Annotated in this window: 19 protein-coding genes; 8 read left to right on the top strand and 11 right to left on the bottom strand. The window is 66.3% G+C overall.

What is annotated here, in order from left to right; all coding sequences use genetic code 11:
• Positions 1-2 precede the first annotated feature (2 nt).
• The 3 genes from BM115_RS17555 to BM115_RS17565 form a co-directional block, all read right to left on the bottom strand.
• Positions 3-983: a hypothetical protein gene (locus BM115_RS17555; RefSeq protein ID WP_092296626.1), complete on the bottom strand. Its 981-nt coding sequence runs from the start codon at positions 981-983 to the stop codon at positions 3-5.
• 274 nt (positions 984-1,257) lie between these two features.
• The gene (garD, locus tag BM115_RS17560; protein ID WP_092296629.1) at positions 1,258-2,853 is read right to left on the bottom strand and encodes a galactarate dehydratase; all 1,596 of its coding nucleotides are present in this window, start codon (positions 2,851-2,853) and stop codon (positions 1,258-1,260) included.
• Between the two features lie 28 nt (positions 2,854-2,881).
• Complete coding sequence (locus tag BM115_RS17565) at positions 2,882-4,246, bottom strand: MFS transporter (RefSeq protein ID WP_092296632.1); 1,365 nt, start codon at positions 4,244-4,246, stop codon at positions 2,882-2,884.
• Positions 4,247-4,673: 427 nt separating this feature from the next.
• Here BM115_RS17565 and kdgD point away from each other — a divergent pair, with 427 nt between their 5' ends.
• Both kdgD and BM115_RS17575 read left to right on the top strand, forming a co-directional pair.
• Complete coding sequence (gene kdgD / locus BM115_RS17570; protein ID WP_092296864.1) at positions 4,674-5,588, top strand: 5-dehydro-4-deoxyglucarate dehydratase; 915 nt, start codon at positions 4,674-4,676, stop codon at positions 5,586-5,588.
• Between the two features lie 368 nt (positions 5,589-5,956).
• A complete protein-coding gene (locus BM115_RS17575; protein WP_092296635.1) occupies positions 5,957-6,946 on the top strand; it encodes an isopenicillin N synthase family dioxygenase in 990 nt (329 codons plus the stop codon).
• A gap of 99 nt (positions 6,947-7,045) precedes the next feature.
• Here BM115_RS17575 and BM115_RS17580 read toward each other — a convergent pair whose 3' ends face one another.
• Both BM115_RS17580 and BM115_RS17585 read right to left on the bottom strand, forming a co-directional pair.
• Positions 7,046-7,504 carry an HU family DNA-binding protein gene (locus tag BM115_RS17580; RefSeq protein WP_092296638.1) on the bottom strand — a complete coding sequence of 153 codons (459 nt, stop codon included), beginning with the start codon at positions 7,502-7,504 and terminating at the stop codon, positions 7,046-7,048.
• A gap of 297 nt (positions 7,505-7,801) precedes the next feature.
• Complete coding sequence (locus BM115_RS17585; protein ID WP_092296641.1) at positions 7,802-8,299, bottom strand: Mpo1 family 2-hydroxy fatty acid dioxygenase; 498 nt, start codon at positions 8,297-8,299, stop codon at positions 7,802-7,804.
• A 212-nt stretch (positions 8,300-8,511) separates the two neighbouring features.
• Here BM115_RS17585 and BM115_RS17590 point away from each other — a divergent pair, with 212 nt between their 5' ends.
• The 3 genes from BM115_RS17590 to BM115_RS17600 all read left to right on the top strand — a co-directional run bounded on the left by BM115_RS17590 (position 8,512) and on the right by BM115_RS17600 (position 12,221).
• Positions 8,512-9,411 (top strand): arylamine N-acetyltransferase family protein, encoded by a 900-nt coding sequence (locus BM115_RS17590; RefSeq protein ID WP_092296644.1) that lies wholly within the window; start codon positions 8,512-8,514, stop codon positions 9,409-9,411.
• A gap of 194 nt (positions 9,412-9,605) precedes the next feature.
• Complete coding sequence (locus BM115_RS17595; RefSeq protein WP_092296647.1) at positions 9,606-10,370, top strand: SDR family oxidoreductase; 765 nt, start codon at positions 9,606-9,608, stop codon at positions 10,368-10,370.
• Positions 10,371-10,460: 90 nt separating this feature from the next.
• Positions 10,461-12,221 (top strand): class I adenylate-forming enzyme family protein, encoded by a 1,761-nt coding sequence (locus BM115_RS17600; RefSeq protein WP_092296650.1) that lies wholly within the window; start codon positions 10,461-10,463, stop codon positions 12,219-12,221.
• 20 nt (positions 12,222-12,241) lie between these two features.
• On the opposite strand, the gene BM115_RS17605 is transcribed toward BM115_RS17600, so the two are convergent.
• From BM115_RS17605 to BM115_RS17615, 3 genes are all read right to left on the bottom strand, one after another.
• Positions 12,242-12,718 (bottom strand): CreA family protein, encoded by a 477-nt coding sequence (locus BM115_RS17605; RefSeq protein WP_369823485.1) that lies wholly within the window; start codon positions 12,716-12,718, stop codon positions 12,242-12,244.
• A 2-nt stretch (positions 12,719-12,720) separates the two neighbouring features.
• A complete protein-coding gene (locus BM115_RS17610; RefSeq protein WP_092296653.1) occupies positions 12,721-13,206 on the bottom strand; it encodes an acyl-CoA thioesterase in 486 nt (161 codons plus the stop codon).
• 148 nt (positions 13,207-13,354) lie between these two features.
• Positions 13,355-13,636, bottom strand: coding sequence for an HU family DNA-binding protein (locus BM115_RS17615; protein ID WP_008651272.1), 282 nt, complete (start codon positions 13,634-13,636; stop codon positions 13,355-13,357).
• A gap of 508 nt (positions 13,637-14,144) precedes the next feature.
• Here BM115_RS17615 and BM115_RS17620 point away from each other — a divergent pair.
• Both BM115_RS17620 and BM115_RS17625 read left to right on the top strand, forming a co-directional pair.
• Positions 14,145-15,347: an ammonium transporter gene (locus BM115_RS17620; RefSeq protein ID WP_092296656.1), complete on the top strand. Its 1,203-nt coding sequence runs from the start codon at positions 14,145-14,147 to the stop codon at positions 15,345-15,347.
• 153 nt (positions 15,348-15,500) lie between these two features.
• Positions 15,501-16,367, top strand: a complete 867-nt coding sequence (locus tag BM115_RS17625; RefSeq protein WP_092296659.1) for a mechanosensitive ion channel family protein — start codon at positions 15,501-15,503, stop codon at positions 16,365-16,367.
• On the opposite strand, the gene BM115_RS17630 is transcribed toward BM115_RS17625, so the two are convergent.
• Positions 16,368-17,585 (bottom strand): Bcr/CflA family multidrug efflux MFS transporter, encoded by a 1,218-nt coding sequence (locus BM115_RS17630; protein WP_092296662.1) that lies wholly within the window; start codon positions 17,583-17,585, stop codon positions 16,368-16,370.
• A 192-nt stretch (positions 17,586-17,777) separates the two neighbouring features.
• On the opposite strand from BM115_RS17630, the gene BM115_RS17635 reads away from it, so the two are divergent.
• On the top strand, positions 17,778-18,362 hold the full coding sequence (locus BM115_RS17635) for a hypothetical protein (RefSeq protein ID WP_092296665.1): 585 nt from the start codon (positions 17,778-17,780) through the stop codon (positions 18,360-18,362).
• 114 nt (positions 18,363-18,476) lie between these two features.
• Here the strand turns inward: BM115_RS17635 and mdoH are convergent, their stop codons facing one another.
• Both mdoH and BM115_RS17645 read right to left on the bottom strand, forming a co-directional pair.
• Complete coding sequence (mdoH, locus tag BM115_RS17640; RefSeq protein ID WP_092296668.1) at positions 18,477-21,080, bottom strand: glucans biosynthesis glucosyltransferase MdoH; 2,604 nt, start codon at positions 21,078-21,080, stop codon at positions 18,477-18,479.
• Entirely contained in the window at positions 21,053-22,567 is a 1,515-nt protein-coding gene (locus BM115_RS17645; protein ID WP_177219958.1) for a glucan biosynthesis protein G, read from the bottom strand. The genes mdoH and BM115_RS17645 overlap by 28 nt, the downstream gene beginning before the upstream one ends.
• Between the last annotated feature and the right edge of the window lie 577 nt (positions 22,568-23,144).

The following is a 23,144-nucleotide window of genomic DNA, read 5'->3' on the forward strand; positions in this document are numbered from 1 at the left end:
GCTCAGTACGCCGGCCGCTGCTGCGGACCGAGGTAGAGGATGATGGCGCGCCCGTTGCGCGAACGCCGCCAGACCCCGCCGTGTGGGAAGTGGCCCGTGTGCGGGGCCTGGACCTGCGTACCGCACGAGGGACATCCGACCGTCGCCACGGCCCCGCCCGGATGGGACTGGCCCATCGGCACCGGCAAGTGGGACCCGCCCGACGCCGGGCCGAAGATCGACGTGCCCGGGTGCTGCATGCCCATCCCGCTGCCGTTCCCGCCACCATTTCCGCCATGCGGCGGAGCAGCCCCGCCATTGCGCGAGAGTTGCTTCATCGCCGGCAGCAGCCCCGGCGCCACCTGCTTTGCCGCGCGCAGGAAGGCCACGTGCGCCGCCCGGGCTGGCGGCACCTGCGGGGGGATGGGGGTCGTCGCCAGGTGATTGGCGGCATGGCGGCCGATGCGCACGACGCGGCGCGCCACCTCGAACTCGCGGTCCTCGTTGCTGAGGCCCTCCAGTTCCAGCCCCAGCGCGTTGCCGGCCATGCTGGCCAGCTTGCCGCCGATGGCCCCGCCGGCGCCCGGCACCACGAGATTGCCCAGCGCGCTGCCGACAATCGGCAAGGCCGACTTCGCCGCCGAGCGCAGGATGCCCCCGAGCGCCTTGCCCGCCGACGACTTGGCGAAACCCGTGGCCGCGCGGCCCACCGACTTGATCAGCCCGCCGAGGAACTGCTCCATCTCCTGCTCGTTGTTGACGGCGAGCAGTTCGGCGGCCAGCTCCATCTCCTGCATCTCGCCGGAGATCTCGTTCTCGAACTCATTCTCGAATTCGTTGCCGAAGGACGCCTCGCCCTGCTCGAACTCGTTCCCGAACTCGTTGGCAAACTCGTTCTCCAGCTCCTGGCCGAATTCGCCGGCCATTTCGGAGGAGAACCCTTGTTCAAACTCGTTGTAGCCGGCACCCCAGCCACCGGGCCTGGAACTTCCGATATCGTGCATTTGCGACTCCTTTCCGCTCAGGGTTGGCGAGATAGGACGTCTCGCTCGTCAAACCCTATTGCAGCAGGCGTGCCAGGCGGGTGTGCGTCGGCAAGTCGTTGATATTGCAGGGGATTGCCTCACGCGGGCGCGTGGGCAGTGCGAAGGCGGATTCGTGATCCGGGGGATGGGGATGGGGGTGCGGCGAAGCGGGCTTCGCCCCGGGCGCAGCGCATCGGCAAAAAAAAGGGACCGCGCGACGGCGGCCCCTTCTCTTCCCTGCCCAGCCAGTGACTCAGGTCACCGGCGCCGGGTTGAACAGCGCGAGCGAGTTGTAGAGCTTGTGGTGCTCGGCCCAGGTCTTCTTGCGCCCGCTGGCCACGTCCAGCATCAGGTTGAACAACTCCCAGCCTACATCCTCGATGGTGGCCTCGCCGGTGGCGATGCGGCCCGCGTTGATGTCCATCAGGTCGTGCCAGCGGCGCGCCAGGTCGTTGCGGGTGGCCACCTTGATCACCGGCACCTCGGCCAGGCCATACGGCGTGCCCCGGCCAGTGGTGAACACGTGCAGGTTCATGCCGGCGGCCAGTTGCAGCGTGCCGCAGATAAAGTCGCTGGCCGGCGTGGCGGCGTAGATCAGGCCCTTCTGCTTGAGCTTCTCGCCCGGTGACAGCACGCCGGAGATGGCCGAGCTGCCCGACTTGACGATGGACCCCATCGCCTTTTCCACGATGTTCGACAGCCCGCCCTTCTTGTTGCCGGGCGAGGTGTTGGCGCTGCGGTCCACGCGGCCACGGTCCAGGTAGCGGTCGTACCAGTCCATCTCGCGGATCATGGCCTCGGCCACTTCCGGGGTGGCGGCCCGCGCGGTGAGCTGGGCGATGCCGTCGCGCACCTCGGTCACTTCCGAGAACATCACGGCGGCGCCGGCACGCACCAGCAGGTCCGTGGCGTAGCCCACGGCGGGGTTGGCGGTCACGCCCGAGAAGGCGTCGCTGCCGCCGCACTGCACGCCCACCACCAGTTCGGAGACCGGGCAGGTCTCGCGCTGGCGCGCGTTCAGCACTTCGAGGTGCGATTCGGCCATGGTCATGATCGAGTCGATCATCGACCCGAAGCCCACGTGCTGGTCATCCTGCAGACAGACCACGCCCACCTGCACCTCGCCGGCGCCGGTCTGGATGGGGATCGTGCCGGGCGGCATCAGGCGTTCCGGCTGGAGCTTCTCGCAGCCCAGGCTCACCATCATCGCGCGGCCGCCGAAGTTGGGGTTCAGGGCGATGTTGCGCAGCGTGCGGATGGGCACGATGGCATCGGGGGCGTCGATCGCCACGCCGCAGCCATAGGTGTGCTCCAGGCCGATCACGTCGTCGACATTGGGGTAGCGCGGCAGCAGTTCGGCCTTGATGCGGCGCACCGCGTGCTCGACCACGCCGGACACGCACTGCACCGTGGTGGTAATCGCCAGGATGTTGCGGGTGCCCACGGAGCCGTCCGGGTTGCGGAAGCCTTCGAAGGTATAGCCTTCCAGCGGCGGCAGCGGCGCCGGCACGCGCGTGCCGATCGGCAGGTCGGTCAGGCCCGGCGGCTCGGGCATGCGCAGCACGCGCTCGTTGATCCAGCTGCCGCGCGGCAGGTCTTTCAGCGCGTAGCCGATCACCACGTTGTAGCGCATGACCGCGTCGTCCTGCTTCAGGTCCACCAGCGCCACCTTGTGGCCCTGCGGCACGCGTTCCACGAGCGTCAGGCCGCACGGGAACACCGTGCCGGCGGGCAGGCCGCCGTCATTGGCGATGATGGCCACGTTGTCGTCGGCGTGGATGCGGATGTACAGCGGCTTGGGGTCGGCAGCCACGGCCTGGGCGGCCACCGGGGAATCCAGTTCAGACATGTTGGGGGGTCCTTGTCTTCTCTCTATATCAGGCGTGCTTCAGTTCCACGCGCCGGATGTCCTTCACGATCACCAGGTAGCTCACCACGGTGACCAGGGCGTTGATGCCCACGAAAACCAGCGCGCCGTTGAACGAGCCCGTGACGCTGAGGATATAGCCGATCACGATCGGCGTCACGATGCCGGCGATATTGCCAAAGGTGTTGAAAATGCTGCCGGCGAGGCCCATGACCTCCTTGGGCGCCGTATCGGCCACCACAGCCCAGCCCAGCGCGCCAATGCCCTTGCCGAAGAAGGCCAGCGCCATGATGCCGACCACCAGCCACTCGGCATCCACGTAGTTGCAGGCAATCATCGACACGGACAGCAGCATGCCGACCACGATGGGCAGCTTGCGCGCGAAGGTCAGCGAGTAGCCCTTGCGCAGCAGGCTGTCGGAGATCACCCCGCCCAGCACCCCGCCCAGGAAGCCGCAGATAGCCGGCAGCGAGGCCACGAAGCCCGCCTTCAGGATCGACATGCCGCGCGCCTGCACCAGGTACACCGGGAACCACGTCAGGAAGAAGTACGTCAGCACGTTGATGCAGTACTGGCCGAGGTACACGCCAGCCAGCATGCGGTTGGAGAGCAGTTGCTTGGCGTAGAACCAGCCCGCCGGTGCCTTTTCCTTGGCCTGGCCGGCGCCTTCGTTCATATGGATCAGCCCGCCGCCCTGCTCGATATAGTCGAGTTCGGCGCGGTTCACGGCCGGGTGCGTGGCTGGGCTGCGCATGATCTTGAGCCATACCAGCGCCAGCGCCATGCCCATCAGGCCCATCCACAGGTAGACGTGGTGCCAGCCCCAGCTATGGACGACCCAGGCCATCAGCGGCGTGAAGACCACGGCGGCGAAGTACTGGGCGGCGTTGAAGATGGCCGATGCCGTGCCACGCTCGGCGGTGGGGAACCAGCTGGCGACCACCTTGGCGTTGGCCGGGAAAGCCGGCGATTCGGCCAGGCCCACGGCAAAGCGCAGCGCGAACAGTACGGTCATGACCGAGCCGATGGTGGCGAACACGCCCAGCCAGCCCTGCAGCAGCGTGAAGAACGACCAGACGAAGATGCTGGCCGCGTAGATGCGGCGTGCGCCGAAGCGGTCGAGCAGCCAGCCGCCTGGAATCTGCGCCATCACATAGGCCCAGCTGAAGGCGGAGAAGATATAGCCCATCTGCACGGCGCTGAAGCCGAACTCCTCGCGCATCGCGGGGCCGGTGATCGACAGCGTGGCCCGGTCGGCGTAGTTGACCGTGGTCACAATGAAGATGAGCAGGAGAATCCAGTAGCGGACGTTGGTGCGGCGCGCGCCTTCGACAGAAGTCGCGGCGGCGGTGCTGGAAGTGGGGCTTGCGTTCATCGGGGTCTCCTCACAGCCGGGGACCGGGTGCAGAATGCGTGGGAACCGGCTTGTGATATGTCGTCGTACGACTGCGATTATAGGGACGCGGTTCCGTCAGACACAGTGCGCGTTTACCCTGAACGGTGCAAATCGCCCTGCTTTCGGGCATCGGGCCCGATGGCCTTCCTTTCAATCTGCTTGCGGCCTGGCGGGCGATCGGCCGGTCTGGGCGATGTGACGCCCCCCTCGTCTGCCCACCCCCGGTGCGGGCAAAAATGCCGGGGTTTTCCCTCGGTCGTGCCCTTAGCCCTTGCACCGTCAAGTTGTTAGTTGTACGATGACTTATCTCGAATCCACTCAGCAGTTGGGTGCGAGGTCATCGAACGGGCCTTGCCCCATTAACAAACCACACCATTTTCGCCATGTGGCGATCAGGATGAGCGACATGACTACACCGCAAGAACTCAAGCAGATTATTTCGGACGGCCTGCTTTCGTTCCCCGTGACCGACTTTGACGAACAGGGCAATTTCCGCCCGTCGACCTATATCGAACGCCTGGAATGGCTGGCCCCGTACGGCGCCTCGGCCCTGTTCGCAGCCGGCGGCACGGGCGAGTTCTTCTCGCTGACGCAGCAGGACTATTCGAACGTGATCCGCACCGCGGTGGAAACCTGCCGTGGCAAGGTACCCATCCTGGCCGGCGCCGGCGGCCCGACCCGCGTGGCCATCGAATACGCCAAGGAAGCCGAGCGCCTGGGCGCGCACGGCATCCTGCTGATGCCGCATTACCTGACCGAAGCCAGCGAAGAAGGCATCGCCAACCACATTGAAGAGGTCTGCAAGGCCACCAAGTGCGGCGTGATCGTCTACAACCGCGCCAACTCGCGCATCGGCGCCGACCTGCTGGAACGCGTGGTCGACCGCTGCCCGAACCTGATCGGCTTCAAGGACGGCGTGGGCGAGATCGAGGCAATGGTGCGCGTGCGCCGCAAGCTCGGCGACCGCCTGGCCTACCTGGGCGGCCTGCCCACCGCCGAGGTCTACGCCGCTGCCTACAAGGCGCTGGGCGTGCCGGTGTACTCGTCGGCCGTGTTCAACTTCATCCCGAAGACGGCGATGGACTTCTACCGCGCCATCGCGGCGGACGACCACGCTACCGTGGGTCGCCTGATCGACGACTTCTTCCTGCCGTACCTGGACATCCGTAACCGCAAGCACGGCTACGCGGTGTCGATCGTCAAGGCCGGCGCCAAGCTGGTTGGCCACGATGCCGGCCCGGTGCGCGCACCGCTGACGGACCTGAACGAAGAGGAACTGGGCAAGCTGGACGCCCTGATCCGCAAGCTGGGACCGCAGTAAGCGGTCATGTGGTGCCCTCCCCGCTGCGGGAGGAAAGAACTGAACGCCGGCCTTTGCGCCGGCGTTTTTTTTGGGCGCGCCGCACCATCCTGCGGCATGGCGTGCGCCACCCCGGCGCAAATCGGCCCGGAACTGGGTCAAAACCGGGTCGTGCCGGCTGGCCCGAAACCTGCAATCTCACCCCCCGAAGAGTAGAAGCGTTCAACCGCCCACCCCCGGTGCGCGGCAGGAAATTGCTCTTGACGTCCGTGCCCCGCCCTTGCGCGACTGGCACCGGGGCTCAAGAGATCGTCCGCAGGTCAGATCCCCCGGCAGTCATCGCGCGAAAGGCAGGGCCGCACCCAACCTTTCCTGACTCCGGAACGATCATGACCGACACCGCCTCCCTCCACGAACTGGCCCGCGAATCCCGCATGGGCGCGCAAGGCCACGAGACCAGCGCGCGCGAGATCCGCCGCATCGACCTCTCCGACTACCCCCGCCGCAAGGCCGAGATCGCCGACGAACTCTGGCATGCGGCCGTGGACGTCGGCTTCTTCCAGGTGGCGAACCACGGCATCGACCTCGCCGCCGTGCGCGAAGCCTTCGCCATGACCGAACGCTTCTTCGCGCTGCCGGAGGCCGTGAAGGGCCTGTATCCGCTGCAGAAGGCCAACAACGCCGGCTGGGAGTCCCGCGCGCAGGTACGGCCGTCCACGGGCACGCCGGACCAGAAGGAGTCCTACCAGATCACCCGCCCCCACATGGCGCCGCTGTGGCCCAGCGAGGCGGAGCTGGCCGGCTTCCAGGCCACCATGCTGGCCTTCGAGCGCCAGTGCTGGGAGGTGGGCATGAAGCTCCTGTCCTGCTTCGCCGACAAGCTCGGCTTCGATCCGGAATTCTTCACGCGCGCCCACGACCCGGCCGCGCCGGACTACCAGAGCACGCTGCGGCTGCTGCACTACTACGCGATTCCGCCCGAGGCGCAGGACAAACTCGAACTCTGGCGTGCCGGTGCCCATACGGATTTCGACTGCCTGACGCTGCTGTTCCAGCGCCAGGGCCAGGGCGGCCTGCAGGTCTGTCCGGGCAAGGAGATGGAGGCGCAGGCGTGGACGCCCATCGCCCCGGACGAGGACGTCATCACGTGCAATATCGGGGACATGCTGATGCGCTGGAGCGATGACCGCCTGCCTTCCAACTTCCACCGCGTGCGCAACCCCGCGCCGGGCGAGTACATGGGCCCGCGCTACAGCCTGGCGTTCTTCTGCCAGGCCAACCGCGAGGCGACGATCGAGGGCCCTGCGCGGCTGTACCCAGCCATCTCGGCGGGCGATTTCCTGCGCCAGCGCGTGGCAGCCAATTTCAAGGCGTACTGACCCGCCCTCGCCGCCCTCGCCGCCCGGGCATCCGGGCAACAAAAAACCCCACGCGCCGGAGCGGGTGGGGTTTTCAGGACTACCAAAGATGCGTGGCGATCAGGCCGCGGCGTCCTTCAGCTTCTTCAGCGGACGGACCTTGACCTTGACGCTGGCCGGCTTGGCCGGGAACCAACGCTCTTCACCCGTGAACGGGTCCTTGCCAAAGCGCTTCTTCTTGGCCGGCACTTGCTGTGCGGTCACCTTCAGCAGGCCCGGCAGCGTGAATTCGCCGGCGCCCTTCTTGTTCAGCGCGCTGACGATGGTGTTTTCCAGATGGGCCAGCACCGACTTCACGGCCTTGGCTTCCAGCTGGGTCTGAGCTACCAGGTGAGCGACCAGGCTCGACTTGTTGAAGGTGTCCTTCAGCGGCTTCGGGGCCGGAGCAGCGGCGGGAGCAGCCTTCTTGGCCGGAGCGGCCTTCTTGGCGGCAGCCTTCACGGGTGCCTTGGTTGCCGGTGCCTTCTTGGCAGCGGGCTTGGTTGCAGTCTTCGTGGTCGGTTTCGCTTTGGTCGCCATATCGATATACGTGAGTTGAAGAATGTGTCCCGGCGTATCGCCGCGTATCGCTGCGTCTCACCGCAGTGGCACGTTGCGAATCACGGGTGCCGGTACGCACTGAATCATAGCGGAAAGTACCGCAAGTCAAGGGGTTTTCGTACATGAGGCACGTCAAACCCAGTGAAAACCCCGGGTTTTGTCGCTGCTTTGCGTCAGCAACGGGCTCGCGAGCGGGCCTTGCGCACGCGTAAAGGGGGTACGTCCCCCCACTTTGGCGTGCGCGGCGTGTGCCCGAAGATCTGGAATCTGACCCGATCAGTGCACGTGCGCGGCCATTGCGTCGTGCGTTTCGCGGGCAAGGCCCATCGCGAACGCGGTCTCCGCCACCAGGAAGAGCGGGCCGATCAGCAGCCCGACGAGGTCATCGACGAACGCCGGCTTGCGCCCCTCGTAGTAGTGCCCGACGAACTGGATGATCCATCCCACCACGAACAGGCCGATGCCGGAAGCGAGCCAGGCCGCCGTCGGCAGCGCGGCAATCCATGCCCCAACCCATAGGAATACGGCCAGAATGACCGCCATGGCGAGGCCGAAGGCGAACGACAGCCGCAGGTAGAACAGGCACGAGAGCGCGTAGACGACCATGGCCGGGGTGAGGAACGCCGCCCCCTCGCCGAGCGGCATGGCGGGCCGGCCGAGCAGCGTGGTCACGGCCAGCACGATCATCGGGATGCCGACGAAATGGGTGACGATGTTGCGGCGATCGCGGTGATAGGCCGCGTAATGCGACAGATGCTCGATCAGGGTTTTCACGGGGCGTCTCCGGTGAGAGGGCCCGGCTGAGGATGACCCTGTCATGCGTGGGGCATCGGTGCCGGTGGCGTTGTGGACTTATAGTAGTGGGCGCGCCGGCCTCGGTCTACCCCACCGCTGACGAAGCGGATTCCGTCGGCGCAGCCTGGCATTCTCGCCAAACCAACCGCCACCCGGGCCGCTATCGGACCCCCACGGAGACAGCGAACCCCATGCTTCCCGTCGATGAAATTTCCCCGCTCTCGCCCGATCAGCTACCGGCGTGGCTGGCGCGGATCGGCCTCGATGCCGCGCCAGCCAGCCCCGACCTCCCCGCGCTGGACGCGCTGATCGCAGCCCAGCTCGCCCATCTCCCGTTCGAGAACCTGAATCCGCTCACGGGCCGACCCGTGCGGATCGACGTGCCGGACGTGTTCGAAAAACTCGTCATCCAGGGGCGCGGCGGCTACTGCTTCGAGCTCAATACCCTGTTCTGCGCCGGGCTCAAGGCGCTCGGGTATTCCGTGGTGCCCCTGGCCGCGCGCGTGCGCTGGCGGCTGCCGGCGGACCATCCGCCCACCGGGCTCTCCCACATGCTGCTGCGCGTCGAGGTGGCCCACGAGAGCTATCTGGCCGACGTGGGCTTCGGCGGCACCACACTCGACCGCGCGCTACCGCTGTCCTTGCCGGTCAACCCTGACGTGCCGTTCCGGCTGACGCCCACGCCGGCGGCGCAGTTGGCCAGCACCGCGTTCCACGCCTACGACCTCGAATTCCGGTCCGATGACGGCACCGGCGCGGACGACTGGCGCGTGATGTACCGCTTCGACCTGACCCCGCAGCCGAAGATCGATTACGTGGCGCGCAACTGGTACGTGTCGACCCATCCAGACAGCCAGTTCACACAGACGCTGATGGTGGCGCGGGTGGTGGACGGGGTGCGCCTGGCGCTTCGCAACGGCCAGTTCGCCGCGCGCGCCGCCGACGGCAGCGTCCAGAAGCAGGAACTGGACGACGCCGAGGCCGTCATCGACCTGCTCATCCACCGCTTCGGCATCCCCCTGGACGCGCCGCTGCGCGGTGCGCTGGCCGCCACCCTGCCGCGCGTGCTCGCCGCCGACAAGGAGGCATGAGGGGCATATAAGGGGCAGAGCATTCCACGCTGCGGCACGCGTCATGCATCGCGTGAATTGCCCGCAGAAAGTTTGCTGATACCACCCCCGGCGTGGCGGTTTGCGGGTGGACTGAGGGGGGCGGCGTCCCCATAATGTCCCGGCACCTCATATATCCAGCGACGGCAAGACCGCCGCGATCCTCAGGAGACACCATGTCATTGTTCGATCTGTCGGGCAAGGTTGCCATCATCACCGGTTCGTCGCGCGGCATCGGCCGCGCCATCGCCGAGCAGATGGCCGTGCAAGGCGCCAAGGTGGTCATTTCGTCGCGCAAGGCCGAAGCCTGCGCCGAAGTGGTGGACGCCATCAACGCGCGCCACGGCGCCGGTACCGCCATCGCCGTGCCGGCCAATATCTCGTCGAAGGAAGACCTCCAGCACCTGGTGGACGAGACCAACCGCACCTTCGGCAAGGTGGACGTCCTGGTCTGCAACGCCGCCTCGAACCCGTACTACGGGCCGATGAGCGGCGTGACGGACGACCAGTTCCGCAAGGTGCTGGACAACAACGTCATCTCCAACCACTGGCTGATCCAGATGGTGGCGCCACAGATGATCGAACGCCGCGAGGGCTCAATCATCATCGTGTCGTCGATTGGCGGCCTGCGCGGCTCCCCGACGATTGGCGTCTACAACGTCTCCAAGGCGGCCGATTTCCAGCTCGCGCGCAACCTGGCCGTGGAGTTCGGGCCGCATAACGTGCGCGTGAACTGCATCGCCCCCGGTCTGATCAAGACCGATTTTGCGCGCGCGCTGTGGGAAGATCCCGAGCGTTACAAGCAATCGACCCAGGGCGCCCCGCTGCGCCGCATCGGCGAGCCGGTCGAGATTGCCGGCGCCGCCTGCTTCCTGGCCTCGGCCGCCAGCACCTTCATGACCGGCCAGGCGATGGTCGTGGACGGCGGCGTCACGATCTGACCCCACCCCCTCCCGGGCGGCGGTGGCTCCGGCCCCTGCCGCCCTTCGCGTTTCTGCACGTCCACCTGCAATGCAGCCCCGGAGGCAGTCATGTCGCAACATCCTCAGCAAACCGCCGCGTGGCCGGTGATGTCCCTCGCCGAAGCCCACGCCCGCCTGACCGCGCCCGGCGCGCCCTTCGAAACCGAGACGCGCGTGATCCGTGGCATTCCCACGACTGTCTGGAAAAACGCCCCGCCCACGCTACGCGACCTGTTCCTGGTGGCCGCCGGCTGGGGCGAGAAGACCTTCGTCGTCTATGAGGACGAGCGCGTCAGCTACCGCGCGTTCGCACTGGCCGCCACGGCGCTGGCGCACCAGCTGATCCGGGACGGCGTACGCAAGGGCGACCGCGTTGCCGTGGCCATGCGCAACCTGCCCGAATGGCCGGTGGCGTTCTTTGGCGCGCTGCTGGCGGGCGCCATCGTCACGCCGCTCAATGCATGGTGGACGGGCGCCGAACTCGAATACGGGCTGGCCGATTCGGGCAGCCGGATCGCCATCGTCGATAACGAGCGGCTCGGCCGCATCCTCGAGCACCTGCCGGCCTGCCCGGCGCTGGAGCGCGTCTATGTGTCGCGACTGCCGGAGAGCGGCGACTTTTCTCAAATCACGGGCGACGCCCATATCGCTACGCTCGAATCGGTGATCGGCCCGTCGTCGGCCTGGAACGGCCTGCCCTCGCAATCGTTGCCGGCCATCCCGCTGGACCCGGACGAGGACGCGACGATCTTCTACACCTCGGGCACTACCGGCAAGCCAAAGGGCGCCGTGGGCTCGCACCGCAACGCCACCTCCGTGGCCGTGGCGGCCCAGTTCAGCCCGCTGCGCAACCTGCTGCGGCGCGGCGAGCCGGTGCCCGAGCCGGATCCGAACGCCCCGCAGAAGGCGGCGCTGCTGGCGGTACCGTTCTTCCATGTCACGGGCTGCATGTCAGTGCTCAATGGCGCACTCGCGACGGGCGGCAAAATCGTGCTGCTGCATCGCTGGGACACGCTCCAGGCCATGGCGCTGATCGAGCGCGAACGCTGCACGGGGGCCGGCGGCGTGCCGACCATCGCCTGGCAGATCATCGAGCATCCCCAGCGCGGCGACTTCGATCTGTCATCGCTGGAGAACATGAACTATGGCGGCGCACCGGCCTCGCCGGAACTGGTGCGGCGCATCAAGGAAGTGTTTCCACACGCGGCTCCCGGCATTGGCTGGGGCATGACGGAGACCTCGGCCACCTTCACCAGCCACAGCGCGGAAGAGTACGTGTTCCGGCCAGACAGCAGCGGCCCGGCCCTGCCCATCGGCGAGATGAAGATCGACGATGGCTTCGGGCGCGCGCTGCCCTTGGGGGAGACCGGCGAGCTGATGGTGCGCGGCGCGAACGTGGTGCACGGGTACTGGAACAAGGCCGAGGCGACGGCCAAGACCTTCGTCGATGGCTGGCTGCACACTGGCGACATCGCCCGGCTGGATGCGGACGGCTTCCTCTATATCGTCGACCGGATGAAGGACATGCTGATCCGCGGCGGCGAGAACATCTACTGCATCGAGGTGGAAAGCGCGCTGTACGCCCATCCGGCCATCATGGATGCGGCGCTGGTCGGCATCCCGCACCGCACGCTGGGCGAGGAGCCCGGTGCGGTGGTGAGCCTGAAGCCGGGCATGGCTGCCACGGAAGCGGAGTTGCAGGATTTCGTGCGGCAGCAGCTGGCGGCGTTCAAGGTGCCAGTGCGGATTATCGTCAGCGGGGAGATGCTGCCGCGCAATCCCAATGGGAAGATTCTGAAATCGAATCTGCGCAAGCTGTTTGAAGCCTGAGGTTGCTGAGGGGCTGAGGCTTACTTGACGGGGATCGGTGTCCCGGCCGGCACCGGTACCGCCGTCACCGCGTTCTGCGGGCTGCCGCTGACGATGCGGTCGGAGTAGGTCAGATAGACCAGCGTGTTGCGCTTGCGGTCCACCGCACGCACCACGTGCAGGGTCTTGAACAGGATCGACATCCGCTCGGAAAACACGTCTTCCTGCGCCTTGACCGGGCCCTTGAAGGTGATGGGGCCCACCTGGCGGCAGGCAATCGACGCTTCCGGCGGGTCTTCGGCCATGCCGAGCGAGCCCTTGATGCCGCCCGTGCGCGCCCGCGAGACGTAGCAGGTGATGCCGTCCACCTGCGGATCGTCATAGGCTTCGATCACCACCTTGTCGGAGCCGGTGACGCGGAAATTCGTGCTGACGCTGCCGATTTCCTCGGCCTGCGTGATGCCGGAGAGCGCCCACAGGCCGGCGACGGCCATCATTCCGATGCGGATGTTCGCCATGGTCAGTCCGCCGAACCCTTGATCTCGTCGTGCCGGCGCTCCATTTCCTGGCGCAGCGCGCGGCGCTGCTGGGCGGCGGCAAAGCGCTGGCGCTCCACCTCGTCACGCGGTTGCAGCGGCGGCACCTCGGCTGGCGCGCCGTTGTCGTCCACGGCCACCATCGTGAAGTAGCAGCTATTGGTATGCCGTACCACCTTGCTGCGAATATTCTCAGTCACCACCTTGATGCCGATTTCCATCGAGCTGCGGCCGGTGTAGTTCACGGCAGACAGGAAGGTGACGAGTTCGCCCACGTGGATCGGCTGGCGGAACATCACCTGGTCCACTGACAGCGTGACCACATAGCGGCCGGCGTAGCGGCTGGCGCAGGCGTAGGCCACCATGTCCAGGTACTTCAGGATGGTGCCCCCGTGCACGTTGCCGGAGAAGTTGGCCATGTCCGGCGTCATCAGCACGGTCATGGAAAGCTGGTGGGACAGATCGTTCATCGCAGAAAATCCAGAAATCGAGCCTGAGGCGCGGGCAGTGTAACCCGACGAGGCGCGCCAATGGGCAAATCCGCGCGTGGACATCATGGCCCAAAAAGAAAAGCGGCCCCGAAGGCCGCTTTCCTTACTTTCAAGAACGCGAACTTGCTTACTTCTTCTTGTTCACGGCGTCCTTGAAACCCTGGCCGGCGGAAAACTTCACCGTCTTGGCGGCCGGGATCTTGATCGTTTCGCCGGTGCGCGGATTGCGGCCGGTACGGGCAGCACGCTTGCCCGAGCTGAAGCTACCAAACCCCACCAGGGTGACCGAGTCCCCCTTGGCCACTGCCTTTTTGATACTGTCCAGCGCGGCGTTCAGCGCGCGCTCGGCGGCGGCGTTGCTGAGTTCTGCTTCCGCGGCGATGGCCGATACCAGTTCACCTTTATTCATGGCTAGATTTCCCTTGTTGGTCGTCGTCACCGGACATCTGCCTGCCGGCAAATTACCGATCGGCGCAGTCTAATCTGCCCTTTGCGCCTTGGGCAATCCCCAGTGGCACCGAAGCAACGAAAACGGCCGGAAAACGTTCTCTGGCAAGACTTAGCGGGGGTTTTACCCCTCTTTTCCCCAAATGGAATCGTCACTTTTTCAGCCCGACACGTATCGTGCGGCGCACATGCACGGGGCCGCGCTTCGTCGGCCTCCCCCCGGGCGAGGACGCACCATTCTGGATCGCACCGCGCGCGCTATACGCCCGCTTTTGGCGCATGGCGATCCATAATGAGGCGTGGCTCGTACGGCGGCGCAGCCGCTGCGCGCAATAGTTGATCCGACAACTCGCCCGGAAACGCCACACCAGTGCGCCACGCACCGCCTCGGCGCTATTTTCCCCATTTTGCATCGCTGTCTGGAACGGATTTTGCATACTCGTGCTCCCATTTTGAGCATTGAGGTAGCAATGGAAAACTGGAAAACGGGCGCCGATGCGATGTTCATCCTGCTCGGCGCCATCCTGGTACTCGCCATGCACGCGGGATTTGCATTCCTGGAACTCGGCACGGTGCGCAAGAAAAACCAGGTGAATGCACTGGTGAAAATCCTTGTTGATTTTGCCGTTTCCACGATTGCTTACTTTTTTGTCGGTTATACGGTGGCGTACGGGGTGCAATTCATGTCCGGTGCCGAAGTCCTGGCACAAAAGAGCGGATATGAACTGGTGAAATTCTTCTTCCTCGCCACATTTGCGGCGGCCATTCCGGCGATTATTTCGGGAGGCATTGCGGAGCGCTCGCGATTCAATCCGCAACTGGTCGCCACCTTCATCCTGGTAGGTTTTGTCTACCCGTTCTTCGAAGGTATCGCCTGGAACAACCGCTTCGGCATCCAGGACTGGATCGCCTCGGTTGCAGGCTCGCCGTTTCACGATTTCGCAGGCTCGGTCGTCGTGCATGCCGTGGGCGGCTGGATCGCCCTGCCCGCCGTGTTGCTGCTGGGCGCCCGGCGCGGCCGGTACTCGAAGGACGGCCGCATCAGCGCGCATCCGCCCTCGAACATCCCCTTCCTGGCGCTCGGCGCCTGGGTGCTGGCGGTGGGCTGGTTCGGCTTCAATGTGATGAGCGCCCAGACCGTGGACAAGATCAGCGGCCTGGTGGCCATCAATTCGCTGATGGCGATGGCCGGCGGCACGCTGGCGGCGTGGTGGGCCGGCCGCAACGACCCCGGCTTCGCCTACAACGGCCCGCTGGCCGGGCTGGTGGCCGTGTGCGCCGGCTCGGACCTCATGCATCCGCTCGGCGCGCTGATCACCGGCGCGGTGGCCGGCGCGCTGTTCGTCTATTTGTTTACGCTGGCCCAGAACAAGTGGCATATCGATGACGTGCTGGGCGTCTGGCCGCTGCACGGCTTGTGCGGCGCCTGGGGCGGCATCGCGGCGGGCATCTTCGGCACCCATGCGCTCGGCGGCATGGGCGGGGTGTCGCTGGTCGCGCAGCTGATCGGCACGGCGCTCGGCATCGTCATCGCGCTGGTGGGCGGCACGGTAGTCTACGGTGCACTGAAGAAATTCGTCGGAATACGACTGGATGCCGAAGCCGAGTTCAATGGCGCGGACCTGACCCTGCACCGCATTTCGGCCACCCCGGAGCGCGAGACCAACTGGTAATCCACCCTTGTTGGGACTGGGAGAAAGCGGCCGGACAGCGTTCCGGCCGCTTTGTTATTTGCGCATATCGAACGGCGGATTTTCGCGAAATTATTAACTTGAACTTGCCCGCGACGAGGCCAATAATGCCCTTGCCTAACAGGAGCATGCCCCATGGATACCTCTTCGTTGCAGAGCTTTCGCGAGTTGATCGTCGGTTACGCCACCGTGTTCGGCGTCAAGATCCTGGCCGCGCTGGCCTTCTGGGTGATCGGCCGCTGGCTGATCCATTTCGTCGTCCGGCTGGTCCAGAACTCGCTGGCCCGGCAGAAGGTGGACCCCACGCTGCTGCGCTACGTCGGCTCCATCGTCACCGTCACCCTCAACGTGGTGCTGGTGATCGGTATCCTCGGCTACTTCGGCATCCAGACCACCACCTTCGCGGCGCTGATTGCGGCGGCTGGCGTGGCCATCGGCATGGCGTGGTCGGGGCTGATGGCGAATTTCGCGGCCGGCGCCTTCCTCGTGGTGCTGCGGCCGTTCAAGGTGGGCGATTTCGTGACCATCGGCGGCGTGACCGGCACAGTCAGGGAGATCGGCCTGTTCGCCACCACGCTCGACACGCCGGACAACGTGCTGACCGTAGTCGGCAACAACAAGATCTTCTCGGACACCATCCAGAATTTCACCGCCAATGCCTACCGGCGCGTGGAACTGAAGGCGCAGTTGGCCGGCTCGACCGACGCGATGGCCGCCGTGGCACTGCTCAAGGAGCGCATCGGCGCGATTCCCAACGTCCTGGCGGAACCGCCGGTCGACGTGGAGATCCTCGAATTCACGCTGGTCGGCCCGGTGCTCGCCGTGCGGCCCTACTGCCATAACGATCACTACTGGCAGGTCTATTTCGATACCAACCGCGTGATTCGCGAGAGTTTTGGCCAAGCCGGATTTGCCGCCCCGATGCCGGCGCAGATGGTGGTCATGCAGCCCGCGCCGGCCATGCCGATGGCGCCGGCGACGCCCGCCAACCAGGCCGCCTGATCAGGCGGGCACGGCCGCGCCGGCCCGCCCGTAGCGCCGCAGCAGGACCGCGCTGCAGCCGCACACGGCCATCACCACGGCCAGTGGCAGCGCGGTACCGTCGTGCCATACGCTGACGGCGGCGCCAGCCAGCGTGCCGAATCCGAACTGCAGCGTGCCCATCAGCGCGGACGCGGTGCCCGCGCGATGGCTCTGGTGCGCCAACGCCAGCGCCGACGCATTCGGCGTGATGCACCCCATACCCGCCAGAAAGACGAAGAAGCCGACCAGCAGCACCGGCAGCACGGCCATGCCCGCCAGCGCCGCGACGGCCAGCATCAGGCCGGCCAGCAGCGGCGCGTACAGGGCCATGCCCAGCACGGCGTCGAGCGAGCGCGCACGCACCAGGCGCGTATTGATCTGGGACATCGCGATCAGCCCGAACGCGTTCGCCCCGAACACGAAGCCATAGTGCGAGGGGTCGATGCCATGCAACTCGATCAGCACGAACGGCGAACCGGCGATATAGGCGAACATGCCTGCCTGCACGCAGCCGGCCGCCAGCGAGTAGCCCAGGAATTCGCGGTCGCGCAGCAGCTCCCAGTAGTTGCGCAAGACGGTGCCCGGGTGCAGCGTGCGGCGGTGCGCCGGATCGAGCGACTCCTCCATCCGTGCGTGAACGAACCAAAGGATCAGCACGGCCGCGCCACAATGGATCCAGAAAATCGCGCGCCAGCCCAGGGCAGAGAGGACGGCCCCGCCGATCAGCGGCGCGAGGATCGGCGCGAGGCCCATCACCAGCATCAGGGAAGAAAACGCCCGCGCCGAATCCTTGGCCTCGAGCCGGTCCCGGATCACGGCGCGCGACACCACCAGGCCGGTGCAGCCGCCAAGCGCCTCCAGGAAGCGCCACAGCATCAGGGACTCCACGCTACCGGCCAGCGCGCAGCCGGCAGCGGCGGCGCCGTACAGCGTCAGTCCTATATAGAGAGGCGCCTTGCGGCCGTAGCGGTCGCTGATCGGACCATAGAACGCCTGCCCGATCGCCAGCCCGACCAGGAAGGTGCCCAGCGTCAGTTGCACCTGCCCGATCTCGGTGTGGAGGTCTGCCGCGAGCGCCGGAAAGCTCGGCAGATACATGTCGATGGACAGGGGCGCCAACGCGGTCAGCGACGCGCAGATCAACAGCCAGAGGGGAAAACGTGGAGCAGATGTGGAGGCGCGAGGGCTGGCAGTCATGAAACGGTTCCGAAGACAAGGCGCAATTGTTGCACAGGTTACAAAGCGTGCTTTCGGTGTGGCGTGGCTTTCGCATGCACGGGGGTGGAGGGTACAATGCCTGCCTGTCGGCACGGATGTTGCGCCGACCGCGTAGTCGGACGCACAGCGGGAGACGGGTCACGGGAGCCGTCCCCGGCAACGCTAGCCCGCATGACCATACGACAAACGCCGATTATTGTTTCGCTGAGCCTGGTTGCCCTGGCAACCCTGCCGCCGTTGCCCGCGTGGGCCGCGCCGGTCAGGGCGCCGGTCACGGCTTCCGCGCCGGCACCCGCTCCCGTGCCTGTGGTGGATGAAGCCGACGCCTTGTCGCGCATGCTCAAGGGTGCCGCCACCGGGCAGAACACCGGCGGCGCCGGCGTTCCCGAACTGCTCCGCAACACCAGCCGCCCCGACGGCGTGCTGGCCCGCGCCTGCCGCCAGCTCAACGATGCCCTGCCGATCGAGATCGATGGCGAGACGCGCCTGCGCCGCTGCCAGTCGGTGCCGGGCAAGCATGTGCTCTTCCAGCTGGAGTTGACCAACTATCGCGGGCCGATGCTTGACCTGGCCAGCTTCGAGGTCAACTACGCCGCGCCGCTGCAACGTAACATCTGCGCCAACCGCGACGTGGAAATTCTGACCAAGCTTGGCGTCAGCATGATGTTCCGCTACATGACCCGCAAGGACCGCGGCGAGCGCCGCGTGGGCGATGTCTATATCAATGCGCCGATCTGCGTGTCGGCCCTGAGATAAGACCCACCCCTCCCCCGATACAACGGTTTAAAACGACAGGACGAAAAAAACGGCAGGTCAGCCTTCCCTAGGCTGACCTGCCGTTTTGACTTTGCGCGCGGCTTGAGTCGTCGATCAGGCCGCGCGCGGCCGCAGCGGCAGCACGTTGGCGGCGCGGCGCATCAGCACGCGCGTCTCCTTCCACGCTGCATCGGCCAGGGGCGAGCCCCAGACCAGTTCGTGCAGCTTGGAGAGTGCGAACGGATCGCCGAGCAGCACATGCTTCTGCGCCGCCGACAGCGATTGCGGACCATGCGTCAGCGCATGCTGCACCAGCGTGCCATGCTGCAGGCGCGTGGGCGTGGGCTGCACCTTGCGGGCGGTGGCCGTGGCGCACATCAGCGCATTGGTCACCGGGTCCACCACGGCGTCGACGAAGCCCGGCACGTCCTGTGCCGCCTCCACGTGCTGCTGGGTTTCCACGATCTCGCGCGGCACATTGGCTTCCTCGGGAATCACGAACAGCCCGGCGCGGCGCATGGCCCGGCCCAGCGTCACGCGCGAGAGCAGCACCGACAGCGGAATCGAGAGCGCCAGCGAACCGACAATCGGCAGCAGCCACCAGATGAAGCCCGGGCTCAGCCAGTACACGCCCGCGCCCCAGACCAGGCCCAGCACCGTGTGCCAGCCGTGGCGGCGGAACGCCTCACCCCAGGAGGTCTCGGCATCCTCGCGCGGGGGCGACTTCCACGAAATGCCCCAGCCGCTGTACGCCGCGACCACGAACTTGGTGTGGAACAGCATCCGCGTGGGTGCCAGCAGCGCCGACATCAGCATTTCCAGCAGCATGCTGACGATGAGCCGCACCGGGCCGCCGTACTGCCGCGCGTCCTTGAGCAGCAGGATCACGCTGGCCAGCTTCGGCAGGAACAGCAGCGTGGCCGTGGCCGAGAACAGCGCGAGCGCCTTCTCCGGGTGCCACTCGGGCCAGGTCGGGAACAGCTGGTATTGCTGCGTGAAGTACTCGGGCGGCACCAGCGCGTGCTTGGCCAGCGCGGCGGTGGACAGCAGCAGGAACAGGAACCAGAGCGGCGCCGACAGGTAGGCCATGATCCCGGTCAGGAACACGGCGCGGTGCACCATGTGGAAACCCTGCTTCATCCAGAGCCGGAAGTTCATCAGGTTGCCCTGGCACCAGCGGCGGTCGCGCTTCACCTCATCCAGCAGGTTCGGCGGCAGTTCCTCGAACGAGCCCGGCAGGTCGTAGGCAATCCACACGCCCCACCCTGCCCGGCGCATCAGCGCGGCTTCGACGAAGTCGTGCGACAGGATCTCGCCCGACAGCGGCCCCTTGCCCGGCAACGGCGCCAGCGCGCAATGCTCCATGAACGGCTTGATGCGGATGATCGCGTTGTGGCCCCAGTAGTGGGACTCACCGAGCTGCCAGTAATGCAGGCCGGCCGTGAACAGCGGGCCGTAGACGCGCGTCGAGAATTGCTGCACCCGCGCATAGAGCGTGTCCCGTCCCACCGCCAGCGGCGCGGTCTGGATGATCCCGGCGCCGGGGTTGGCTTCCATCAGGCGCGTCAGCGTGCCCAGGCATTCGCCGCTCATCACGCTGTCGGCGTCGAGCACGATCATGTAGCGATACTTGCTGCCCCAGCGGCGGCAGAAGTCGGCCACGTTGCCGGTCTTGCGCTTCACGCGATGGCGGCGCCAGCGGTAGAAGATACGGCCGAAGCCGCCCACGGCGCGGCAGATTTCCATCCAGGCATCGTGCTCGGCGGTGCGCAGGTCGGGGTTGCCGCTGTCAGAGAGGACGAAGAAATCGAAGTGGGCGAGGTCGCCCGAACGTTCGAGCGACTCATACGTCGCCCGCAGCCCGGCGAAGACGCGTGTCACGTCCTCGTTGGCAATCGGCATGATCACCGCCGTGCGGGCGGATGGATCGATTGGCGCGTCCGGCGCGGCGCTGCGCGAGATCAGATGGCGGTCGCCGCCCTTGGCCAGCACCAGGAAGCCCATCATCGCCGTCCAGAACCCGGCGGACACCCACGAGAACAGGATCGCGAACAGGGCCAGGATGGCCACTTCGAGCGGATCGGCGCCGTGGTACGGCAGCACCTTGGCCATGAAGTACGTGGCCACCGTGGTCTGGGCAACCACCAGCCCCAGCAGGAACCAGCGGCGATGCGAGCCGGCGGGATGCCACTTGCCCTCGGCGTCGGGGCCATCGTGCAGGGTGTCCCAGGTCTCGGGCACGGGCGGGCGGCCCATCATCTTGCGCCAGGTATTGCGCAGCCAGCCGCTCACCACATGGGGTGGCCACTGGCGCGGCACCATCGACGCGCGCTCGGGCTTCGGCCCGGTATCCACGCGCACGGTGCCATCGTCGCGGCGCTGCAGCAGCGGCTCGCCGTCCACCTGCGGATTGCCGTAGGCCATCGTCAGGCGGCGCGGCACCGAGGCGTAGGTCGGACCGCCGGGCGTGGCGGTGACAGCGGCCTCATCGCCCTCGCGCTCCTTGGGGTCGCGGCGGGCCAGGCGGGTCTGCAGTTCGATCATTGCGGAAGGCACCTCGATGCCCTCGGCGGGCACGGAGGTCACCGGCGGCATGGGGGTGTCGGCCAGCAGTTCGCTGCGCAGCTCGGGCGAGGCAGGCAGGCGGTCGACATAGCGCTCGCATGCTGCCGCCTGGGCCGGGCGATGCTTTAGCCGGGGGGAATGATGTAGCTCCATGTCTCGGATAGGGTTGTATTGCCGTTGCGAAGATAGCCGCGCAACTCAACCGGCTTTGTCTCGTCCTTGCGGCGCATGAACAGCGTCATGCGCCAGCCGCCCGTGGCTTCGTTGCGGCGGACCGAGGTCTTCAGCAGTTCGCCGTTGGCGTCCGCCGAGATCACGGGGTCCAGCCGCGCATCCTCGGCCAGCTTCTTGAAGGCCGGGCCTTCGAAATCCACGGTCAGCGAGAAACTCGTGTCGTCCTGCTTGCGGGTCAGCCCCTGGCCGCGCCGGGTCTGCGTGACCCACGACAGCGGCGGCAGGTTCTCGCCATCCTTCTGCCATTTCAGGCGGTATTCATAGTCGAAGGCCTGCTTGGGCTTGGGCGGGTTGTCCGGCACCCAGAAGGCCACGATGTTGTCGTTGGTCTCGTCCGGCGTCGGAATCTGCACCAGCTCCACACGGCCCGAGCCCCAGTTGCCCTTGGGCTCCACCCAGCCGCTTGGCCGGCGCTCGTACCACGCGCCCAGCTCCTGGTAATTGTCGAACGTGCGGTCGCGCTGCATCAGGCCGTAGCCCTGCGGGTTGGTCGCCGCGAACGACGTCACCAGCAGCCGCTTGGGATTGACCAGCGGGCGCCAGACCCACTCCCCGGTACCCAGTTGCACGGACAGGCCGTCCGAGTCATGCACCTCGGGTCGGAAGTCCGCATTGGCGGTCGGCTGGTTTTCGCCATACAGGTACATGCTGGTCAGCGGGGCCAGACCGAGCTTGGTCACGTTTTCGCGCAGGAACAGGCGCGACTTCACTTCCATCACCGTCTCGTTGCCCGGCTTGATCACGAAGCGGTACGCCCCGCTCATGCGGCGCGAATCCATCAGCGCGTAGATCGTCACCTGCTTGTCGTTGGCGGACGGCCGCTCGATCCAGTATTCGACGAAACGCGGAAATTCCTCGCCCGAATTCAGTGCCGTGTCCACAGCCAGCCCGCGGGCCGACAGGCCATACCACTGGTCCTTGCCCAGCGCGCGGAAGTAGCTGGCGCCCAGGAACGAGGCCAGTTCATCCTTGCGCTTGCCCTGGTTCAGCGGGTATAGCAGGCGGAAGCCGGCAAAGCCGAGTCCCTTGAGCTTGGCCGCATCCACCTTGTGCGAGCCGTAGTTGAACGCGCCCGGGTCGAAGCGGAACTCGCGCACGCTGTTGCCCACCACCTCGTTGATGCGCACGGGCTGATCGAACACCATGCCCTCGTGGTAGAACGAAATCTCGAACGGCAGTCGCGCGCCGCGCCATGCGAAGCGCTCCGGTTTGTATTCGATTTCGCGATAGCGCTCGTAGCTCAGGTCCTTCAGCTCGGCGGGCAGGTTCTGCGGCGCCGGCTTGTAGGGCGCGCCCGAGAGCTGGCGCGCCTTGGCGGCCACGGTCTCGAAGTCGAACGCATGCGCGGACAGCGCCGCCACGGCCAGCACCCCGCCCCCCAGCCAGCGTCCCAGCCCTCCCAGCATCCCGGATAAGCGGCGCGCGGGCGCATCGGTCGGGGCGTGGATGGGGCGGAACGGCGAGGTGGTTGCGGTCATGAAGGCCGGAAAATGGATGGATGGCGACCCGGCACGTCGGCGCGGATCGAAAGTGTTCAACAGACGTTTCAGCGTGCGTCCGACTGTCGGCCGCAGGTCTCCAGAGCAAGAGACGGACCAGGCGTCGGATCCGATTCAGTCGGGATCGGTATCGACCGGTCCGTAACGGATTTGTTGCATTGCGATGCGAAACCATAACAATTCGAGACTTAAAAGTCACGTTTCGCTGGCGCAACGTTTGCAACAAAATGTTCAAGCGGTAGCTCCAAAGCCGCTTGGGACAAGCGTTTCCGGCATATGGGCAGGGTTCGCCCCAGCGTCCGGCCCATGACCGTGCCGCGCCCGGATGGCTGCGCGGACACATGGCAATCCACGCTAGGTCAGCGGCGGCACGGTGTCAAACCGCACTGCGGCGGAGGCGATGCTGCGCCGCACCGGGGCGCCAAGTGTCTCGGGAAGCATCGCGATGCCCCCAAGCGGCGTGGGCGCGCTTACAATCGCCTCG

Origin of the sequence: Cupriavidus sp. OV096, assembly GCF_900115455.1 — a bacterium.
Lineage (GTDB): Bacteria > Pseudomonadota > Gammaproteobacteria > Burkholderiales > Burkholderiaceae > Cupriavidus.